This window comes from Terriglobales bacterium (assembly GCA_035543055.1).
Classification (GTDB): Bacteria; Acidobacteriota; Terriglobia; order Terriglobales; family Acidobacteriaceae; genus JAIQFD01.
In genome coordinates, this window is the sequence record DATKKJ010000115.1 from 1 (window position 1) to 8,610 (window position 8,610).

General features: G+C 64.1%; 8 protein-coding genes. 1 reads left to right on the forward strand and 7 read right to left on the reverse strand.

Annotated features, from left to right (window positions below; genetic code table 11):
• Nucleotides 1-451: 451 nt before the first annotated feature.
• The 7 genes from VMS96_08280 to VMS96_08310 all read right to left on the reverse strand — a co-directional run bounded on the left by VMS96_08280 (nucleotide 452) and on the right by VMS96_08310 (nucleotide 7,340).
• Entirely contained in the window at nucleotides 452-721 is a 270-nt protein-coding gene (locus tag VMS96_08280; GenBank protein HVP43417.1) for a HigA family addiction module antitoxin, read from the reverse strand.
• Between the two features lie 25 nt (nucleotides 722-746).
• On the reverse strand, nucleotides 747-1,034 hold the full coding sequence (locus VMS96_08285; GenBank protein HVP43418.1) for a type II toxin-antitoxin system RelE/ParE family toxin: 288 nt from the start codon (nucleotides 1,032-1,034) through the stop codon (nucleotides 747-749).
• A gap of 125 nt (nucleotides 1,035-1,159) precedes the next feature.
• Nucleotides 1,160-3,838, reverse strand: a complete 2,679-nt coding sequence (gene gyrA / locus VMS96_08290) for a DNA gyrase subunit A (GenBank protein ID HVP43419.1) — start codon at nucleotides 3,836-3,838, stop codon at nucleotides 1,160-1,162.
• Between the two features lie 252 nt (nucleotides 3,839-4,090).
• Nucleotides 4,091-5,167: a PilZ domain-containing protein gene (locus tag VMS96_08295; protein ID HVP43420.1), complete on the reverse strand. Its 1,077-nt coding sequence runs from the start codon at nucleotides 5,165-5,167 to the stop codon at nucleotides 4,091-4,093.
• 198 nt (nucleotides 5,168-5,365) lie between these two features.
• Nucleotides 5,366-6,478, reverse strand: a complete 1,113-nt coding sequence (gene dusB / locus VMS96_08300) for a tRNA dihydrouridine synthase DusB (protein ID HVP43421.1) — start codon at nucleotides 6,476-6,478, stop codon at nucleotides 5,366-5,368.
• Nucleotides 6,479-6,601: 123 nt separating this feature from the next.
• Nucleotides 6,602-6,814 (reverse strand): 50S ribosomal protein L31, encoded by a 213-nt coding sequence (gene rpmE / locus VMS96_08305; GenBank protein ID HVP43422.1) that lies wholly within the window; start codon nucleotides 6,812-6,814, stop codon nucleotides 6,602-6,604.
• A gap of 247 nt (nucleotides 6,815-7,061) precedes the next feature.
• Nucleotides 7,062-7,340: an HU family DNA-binding protein gene (locus tag VMS96_08310; protein HVP43423.1), complete on the reverse strand. Its 279-nt coding sequence runs from the start codon at nucleotides 7,338-7,340 to the stop codon at nucleotides 7,062-7,064.
• A gap of 311 nt (nucleotides 7,341-7,651) precedes the next feature.
• Between VMS96_08310 and VMS96_08315 the strand changes: the two genes are divergently transcribed.
• Nucleotides 7,652-8,440, forward strand: coding sequence for an ATP-binding protein (locus VMS96_08315; protein HVP43424.1), 789 nt, complete (start codon nucleotides 7,652-7,654; stop codon nucleotides 8,438-8,440).
• Nucleotides 8,441-8,610 lie beyond the last annotated feature (170 nt).

The following is an 8,610-nucleotide window of genomic DNA, read 5'->3' on the forward strand; positions in this document are numbered from 1 at the left end:
AGCCGCGAAAGTTGCTCAATTCCACGCTGTCGATCATAGGGAGCGGTCTTAAATCATACGGGAAGGAGCGCACGCAGGCAAAAATACGTTCGGGCCGCTACTCGCAGTGAGCATCCGTTGTGTCGTACTCCCGTTAGAGTAGATCAATCCAGCCCGCCAAAGGGCGTCCAGGGTGCGTTTCCCGGTTGGGAAGGACAGCCGAGGCCGGCTGTCCACGCAACAAAGAAAGCCGAGCGGGTGCACCTGGCGCTACATTCCCCATCCGCATCCGGCGCCCTTTGGCACCGCTAAAGCCGCGCCCCCTCCACCAGCACTCCGGGCTATTGAATCAGCGGTGCGGTGCCGTTCCCGTTGGTCTCCTCCGGCGGGATGACGCCGGGGGCGGCCCCCTTGGTCTCCGCCTTCCATGGAGAGCAGGCGGACGCCCTGGGTGGAACGGCCCGGCTGATCCTTACGCCGCCGGACGAGTCAAGCGAGCCTTGCTGAGGTCGTACGCGGTCTGAAGATTCATCCAATACTCGGCAGAGGTCTTGAAGTAATCGGCCAGACGCAGAGCGGTGTCGGCGGTCACACCGCGCTTGCCCTTCACAATCTCGTTCAAGCGGTTGGTCGAGATCTTGAGTGCCTGGGCCAGCTCTGCCTGGGTCATGCCCAGCGGCTTGAGATACTCTTCCAGCAGCACTTCTCCAGGATGGGTCGCTACCCTGCCCTTAGGCGCCATTCTCGTCCGTCTCCTGTCCATCGTCTCAATGCACGTCGATGCAAACGACGTCACTGGCTTGTCCGTTTTCGTACCTGAACACGACCCGGTACTGATCGTTCACCCGAATACTCCAGAATCCCCCTCGGTCGCCTTTCAACTTTTCGAGCTGGTTGCCGGGGCTTTTCAGGTCGTTCAGGCTGATTGCCGCGTCAAGCATATCCAGCTTCCGCTGGACCACCTTCCACAACGATGGGTTGATCTTCCGTGCAGCTTTGGAGCGCACGTCGTTGTAGATGTCCTCGGTCGTCTGGTCGCCAAAGGAGGCAATCACATTTGCATCAATAATACACGGATACCGTGTATTCGTCAATTACTTTGGGGTTGTCCTGAGGGCGACGCCCCACTCAGGGAGAACGAGCCCGCGCGAGGGCGCGCGGGCTACCTTGTCGCGAGTTGCTATTGGATCAGCGACGGGGTGCCGTTGCCGTTCCCGTTGGTCTCCTCCGGCGGGATGACGACCGCGGCGGCCACCTTGTCTCCGCCTTCCATGGAGAGCAGGCGGACGCCTTGGGTGGAGCGGCCAGCCTCGCGGATGGTGCCGGTGTCCATGCGGATGATCTTGCCGTACTGGCTGATGAGCATGGCTTCCGATTTCTCGCTCACCAGCAGGATGCCGACCACGCGGCCGTTGCGCTCCGTGGTCTTGACGTTGATGACGCCTTTGCCGCCGCGCGATTGCAGGCGGTACTCGTCCACTCCGGTGCGCTTGCCGTAGCCGTTCTCGGTGACTGAGAGGATGAGGTTGGCGGTGGGCGCTTCCTCTTCGTCGACGGTCGACGGTCCACGGTCGTCGGCCTTGCCGTTCTTCTTGCCTGACGGCTGAGGGCTGACGGCTTCCGGTTCCTTTGACGTGACCGCCATGCCCACGATGTAGTCGCCCTTGTCGAGGTCCATGCCGCGGACACCGTAGGCGGGGCGGCCCATAGGGCGCACGTCGTCTTCCTCGAAGCGGATGGCCATGCCTTCGTGCGAGGCCAGGAAAACGATCTGCTTGCCGTCGGTGACCTGGGCCGCGACCAGCTCGTCCTCCTTCTCGATGCCGATGGCGATGATGCCGCGCGACATCACATTGGAGAAGTCCACCAGCGGCGTCTTCTTGACCGTGCCCTGGCGGGTGGCGAAGAAGACGTACTGGTCCTCGCGCTCCAGGTCGCGCACCGGGAGCATGGCGCGCACACTCTCGCCCGGCTGCAAGGCCACCAGGTTGGAGACGTGCTTGCCCTTGCCGGCGGCGCCCACGTCGGGCACCTCGTATACCTTCAGCCAGTACACCCGGCCGGTGTTGGTGAAGATGAGCAGGTAGGCGTGGGTGGAGGCCACGAACAGGTGCTCGACGAAATCTTCTTCGCGGACGCCGGCGCCCTTGCGCCCGGTGCCGCCGCGGCGCTGCTGCCGGTAGGTGGAGATGGGCGTGCGCTTCAGGTAGCCGGAGTGGGTGACGGTGACCGCTACCTGCTCTTCCTGGATGAGGTCTTCGAGCTGGATCTCGGCGGCTTCGTCGAGGATCTGGGTGCGGCGCGCGTCGCCGTATTGCTTCTTGATCTCCTCCAGCTCCTTAACGATGACGCCGCGCAGCTTCTTCTCGCTGGCCAGGATGGACTCGTATTCGGCGATCTTCTCGCGGATGTCTTTCAGCTCGTTCAGGATCTCGTCGGCGGAGAGGCGGGTGAGGCGGTAGAGCTGGAGTTCGAGGATGGCGTCGGCCTGCCTGGCGGTGAGCTTGCCCTCGCGGCCGACGAGCTTCTCCAGAATCTCCTTATCGGTGATCTTGAACCTGGCGGCGAGCAGGGCGTCCTTGGCGTCCTGACGCGAGGCGCTGCCGCGGATGAGTTTGATGACGGCGTCGAGGTTGTCGAGCGCGATCTTGTAGCCCTCCAGGATGTGCTCGCGCTCGCGCGCCTTCATCAGCAGGAACGCGGTGCGGCGGCGCACTACGTCCACCCGGTGGTCGATGAAGTGCTGGATGGCCGGGATCAGGCCCAGTTCGCGCGGCTGGCCGTTCACCACGGCCAGGAAGATCATGGAGAACGACTCCTGCATCTGGGTGTGCTTGTGGAGCTGGTTCAGGATGATCTCGGGCTGGGCGCCGCGCTTGAGCTCGACGACGACGCGCATGCCGGAACGGTCGCTCTCGTCGCGCACGTCGGACACGTCGTCGATGGTCTTGTCGTTCACCAGGTCGGCGATGCGCTTCACCAGGGTGGACTTGTTGACCTGGTAAGGGATCTCGGTGACCACGATGGCCTGCTTGTCCTTGGTGATGTTCTCGATGGCGGCCTTGGCGCGCATCACGAAACGCCCGCGGCCGGTCTTGTACGCCTCCGCGATCCCGGCCTTGCCGTAGATGTACGCCCCGGTCGGGAAATCGGGGCCTTTGACCACTTCGAGGATCTTGGGCAGCTGGGTCTTGGGATCGTTCACCAGGAGGATGGTGGCGTCCACGATCTCGGTGAGGTTGTGGGGCGGGATGTTGGTGGCCATGCCGACGGCGATGCCGTTCGAACCGTTGATGATCAGGTTCGGGATCTTGGTGGGGAGTACGACCGGCTCCATCGTGGTCTCGTCGAAGTTGGCGACGTAATCGACAGCGTCCTTGTCGATGTCGGCGAGCATCTCTTCGGCGATGGCCGTCATGCGGCATTCGGTGTACCGGTAGGCGGCGGCGGAGTCGCCGTCAATCGAGCCGAAGTTGCCCTGCCCGTCCACCAGCGGGTAGCGCATAGACCACGGCTGAGCCAAGCGCACCAGCGCGTCGTACACCGCGCCGTCACCGTGCGGGTGGTACTTCTTCAGCAGCTCGCCGACCACACCGGCGCACTTGATGTGCTTGCGGTTGTGCAGCACTCCCATGTCGTGCATTGCATACAAAATGCGGCGATGGACGGGCTTGAGGCCGTCACGGACGTCGGGGAGAGCGCGGCCGATGATGACCGACATCGAGTAGTCGAGATACGAACGGCGCATCTCCTCCTCGATGTTGACGGGCTGGATGTTGGCCGCGCCGGGACCTTGAGGCGGCTGACCGTCACCGGGGAGAGGGAGTTGGGGGTTCTGCGGATTCTGATCGTCTGCCATAAGTACCTAGTACCAAGTACCCAGTACCAAGCTAGAGCGGTACTGAGACGAACTTTCTGTTCGCTGAGTGAGCACACCAGAGGCCTGCGCGGCGGCTGGACGCGAGGCGCTGCGATTTCGTGTAAGTACATGCAATATCAATCTGTTATGCGGAGAAGGAGCACTCGTAATTATAGCACGAGAAGAGATGGTTTAGGGCACATTCGCGCCCCGCGGACGGGCGGGACGTCCGTCCCCACACAATCAGCGAAATCACGGCCTGTGGGTGGCGGCGTGGAACTCGTCCACCGCGGTTTGCAGGTCGGGGAAGCCGTCGGTCCCGGTGGTGATGGTGCTGGACTGGTAGTCCATGAGCAGCTCCTTCAGCAAGAAGACGGCCTGGCGGATGCGGCGTCTTTCGACCAGCGGCATGAGGGTGAAAGGATCCCGCCGCTGCTTGCGCATCTCGACCCAGGTCTGGACAGCCCAGGCGGTCTCGCGGGCGTGGTCCACGGCGTGGCGGAATTCGGTGAGGATGCGCGGGTCCACATCGGCCATATCGCTTTGCAGGAGGGTCTCGATGGCGCGCAGTTCCTCGGCGCTTTTGTAAACGCGGCTGGTGATGTCAGTGCGGGGCTCGGAAGGCTGCGGCGGGGGCGCGGGCTCGGCGGCATGGATACCGGCGAGGACGTCGAGGAGCTGGTTGATCTGCCTGCGGGCCTCCGGGGTGACGTGAGTGAAGTAGATACCGCCGCCGATGCCGGGATGGGAGGTGCGGACCTGGCCCTTGCAGGGGATGGTGGCGTCGGCGACCTTGAGGGTGAGATCGAGTTCGAGGCCCATGGTGAGCGGCGTGGTGGTCTCGATGTAGCAGCCGCCGGCGCTGATGTCGCCGAGCGTGGCCCAGGTGGGAGGACTGTTGGGGCGCTGGATCTGAACACCGCCCTGGCAGGGAAAGCGGTGAAAGCGGCGGCGTTCGTGCTGGCGGGCCACCGGGGCTTTGGCGACCGCGACCGCCGCCGGCTCCGCGGAAGCGGCCCGGCCTGGATGGGTGGTGGCGCCGGCCGGCAAGGGCCCCCAGATCGACTTGCCGGGCTCGGCGCTGGCGACGCCGAACTCCGACTTGTCGGCGGCGATCCAGGCGATGCGGAAGCGCCCCTTCTCGGACTGATACTGCACCCCGACGATGTCACCGAGCTTGAGGGAGCAATTCCTCCACGCGATGCGGGCGCCGAAGCGGCTGACGTCGCGGGTCTTGAGATGCTCGTTGAAGGGGCGACCGTCCGCGGTCATACCCCAGACACGAACCGGCAGTTCGGCTTTTACGCGGTCCTCGCGACGGCGTGCCATGGAACCTCCAGCGAGGGAAATGGGGCCCCGATGCTGAGCGGATTGTGCGCCAGTTCGGGCACGTAGGAAAGAAAATACGGAACAGTGAGGGCGGGGCGCCGGTGAACACCTCTTCCGGCCCTAGGGGTCCTTCGACTCCGCGGCTGACGCGCAACGCGCGTCAGCTGCTTCGCTCAGGATGACAGGGAAAGCAGTAGCTCAGGCCTGCAGGACGGGGTGTTTGAGGGGGGCGGGGCCGGAGAGGCGGGCCTCGAAGAAGCGGTCCACCTGCTCGATGACGGCCTGGGGAGTGCGGGAGTCGTAGATGGCTTTGCGCAAGGCGGCGCCGCCGGGGACGCCGTGGGTGAACCAGGAGGCGAACTGCTTCATCTTGCCGATGGCATCGGGGAAACCTTCCTCCATCAGCATGGTGAAGTAGGTGTGGATCATGCGGTAGCGGTCGCGCTCCTCGGGCAGATCGTAGCGGCCGGAGGCGGTGTACTGGGCGATCTGGCGGAAGATCCAGGGACTGGAGGAGGCGGTGCGGCCGATCATGACCGCGTCGCAGCGGGTCTGGGCGACCATGGCGCAGGCGTCCTCGGGAGTGCGGATATCGCCGTTGCCGATGACCGGGACCTTCACCGCGTCTTTGACGGAAGCAATCCACTCCCAGCGGGCGGCGCCGGTGTATCCCTGCTCGCGGGTGCGGGCGTGCAGGGCGACGGCGTTGAGGCCGCAGTCCTCGGCCAGCCTGGCCAGTTGGGCGCAGACGATCTCGCTGTCATTCCAGCCGGCGCGGAATTTGACGGTGAAGGGGATCCTGACCGCGGCGCGCACCGCTTTGAAGATCTCGCCGATGCGGGGCAGATCGCGCAGCAGGCCGGAGCCGCCGTTGCACTTCACCACCTTCTTCGCCGGGCAGCCGAGGTTCAGGTCCACCAGGTCGAAACCCAGGTCCTCGATCAGTTTGGCGGCGTCGGAGAGCACCTGTGGGTCGGAGCCGAAGAGCTGGGCGGAGATGGGGTGCTCGTCCTCGTAGAAGTGCAGGTAGCGCTTGGCCTTCTTGTCCCTGGCGCGGAGGACGCCGTCGGCCGAGGTGAACTCGGTCATGATGAGGCCGCATCCTGATTTTTCGCCGGAGAGCTGGACGTCGTGGTGCGGCGTCAGGTTGACGTTGCGGATGAAGCGCCGAAAAACGGTGTCGGTGACCCCGGCCATAGGAGCCAGCACGGTGGCGGGGCGGATCTCGACCGAGCCGATGCGAACGAACGAAGGCACCGGCGCCTGGGCGGGCGCCCGCTCGGGAGCCGGGGTGGTCCAGTGCTTGCGCATCGACGAGCCCCTATTCTAGCCGCAAAAAGCATGGGCCCGCGCCAGGGCGCACGGGCTACATTGACCAGATCCTTCGCTTCGCTCAGGATGACGCCGGCGGGCTCAGACGCCCGCCAAACAGCGTCACTTCTGCTCGGTCTTGGCGTACTTGCGGCGGAAGCGCTCGACGCGCCCGGCGGTGTCCACCAGCTTCTGCTTGCCGGTGAAGAAGGGGTGGCAGTTGGAGCAGATCTCGAGGTGGATGTCGCCCTTGTGGGTGGAGCGGGTGGTAAAGGTGTTGCCGCAGGCGCAGTGCACGCGGACTTCGTGGTAAGCCGGATGGATGGCAGCCTTCATGGAACTTCAGACCTCGCTGTGCAAAATATTGATTCTATAGGAGGGCATGCGGATGCGGCAAATCGCGGAGGCGGGTGCGAAGATATGGAGAGGAGAGGGCCCATTCCGAGATTTGTAATCGGTAATTTGTAATTTGCAAAGTAAGGCGGGCGCTGCGGCAGGCGCGGATACTTTGCAATTTACAAATCGAACTTTACCAATGAAAAAGGCAGGGCGCGGTGCCCTGCCCGGATGCGGATGGCCCGGTTCAGCGCTTGTTGACGGATTTCTTGAGCTCCGCGCCGGCGGTGAATTTGGCAACGCGCTTGGCGGCGATCTTGATGGGCTTGCCGGTTTGCGGGTTGCGCCCGGTGCGGGCTTTGCGCGCGGAAGTAGAGAAGGTCCCGAACCCTACTAAGGTGACGCGGTCGCCCTTCTTAAGGGCGCCGGTGACGCCGTCGACGACGGCGTCGATGGCAGAGCCGGCTTGAGCCTTGGTGATACCGGCGGAAGCTGCGGCGCGTTCGACCAGATCGGCTTTGTTCATGCACACGCTCCAGGGCGAGAGGCGTCCGGTCAGCGTTGGAGAGAATCGGCGCCCATCGCCAGTGTCGGGGCGTAATTAAGCGCCCGTTGGCAGAGGATGTCAAGTGTGGAAACTGTGGAAATGCGCGCCCAATCAGGCATTTGGGAGATCGGGAGATTGGGTGATCGGGTAATTGCGTAATTGGCAAACATTTCCTCAGGCCTGTGGCGGGTTGCGGAAGGGCGGGGCGGGGTATAGATTCGGAGTTCGAGACACCCCAACACGCCAACAGCGGGCGTGCCGGGGGCCCCGGCCAGCCGGAAGGACATGATGTGAGCACCCCTCAGCAGGCAGTGTGCCCGCAGTGTGGCGGGACAGGATGGAAAGAGATGGGCACGGGCGGGGCGCGGCGGGTCGCGCGTTGCGACTGCGTGGCGGGCTCGCGGGCACAGCGGCTGCTGGAGCGGGCGCGCATCCCGGCGCGCTACGAGCACTGCGAGTTCGACAGCTTCGAGCCCGGATACGCCGGTCCCAATCCGTCCCTGGAACGCGCGCTGCTGGAGGCCCGGCGGTTCGTCAGCGATTACCCGGTGGAAAACAACGGGCTGCTGTTCATCGGGCCGATCGGGGTGGGCAAGACCCACCTGGCGGTCAGCATCCTGAAGGAGCTGATCGCCGGCAAGGGCGTACCCTGCCTGTTCTACGACTACCGTGAGCTGCTGAAGCAGATCCAGAATTCCTACAACCCCTCGGAGCCAACCACCGAGATGCAGGTGCTGCGGCCGGTCTTCGAAGCCGACGTCCTGGTGCTGGACGAACTGGGCGCAGTGAAGCCCACGGAGTGGGTGTGGGACACGGTCAGCCACATCCTGAACACGCGCTACAACGACAAGCGGACCACTCTCATCACCACCAACTATCCCGACCAGCCGGCGGGGGAAGCGGTGCGGCGGAGCTTCTCGCAGAGCGAGGCGGCACGGGCGGCGGCACGGGACGAGACCCTGGGAGACCGCATCGGGGAGCGCATGCGGTCAAGGCTGCACGAAATGTGCCGGACGGTGGACCTGCGGGGGGAGGATTTCCGGCAGAAGGTGCACAAGGCGTCACGAAGAGATTTCTAATCGGGTAATTTGGTAATCGGGTAATTGTCAGCGGTTGATGGAAGACAGGGCTTGTTTGAAGAGCGTCTCGAAAGAGGCGCTCTTGCCGTTTGCGCCGGCAGCGGCGGCGATGGCCTTTTCGGCAGCAGGGCGCTGATAGCCGAGATTGAGCAGGGCGGAGAGTACGTCCT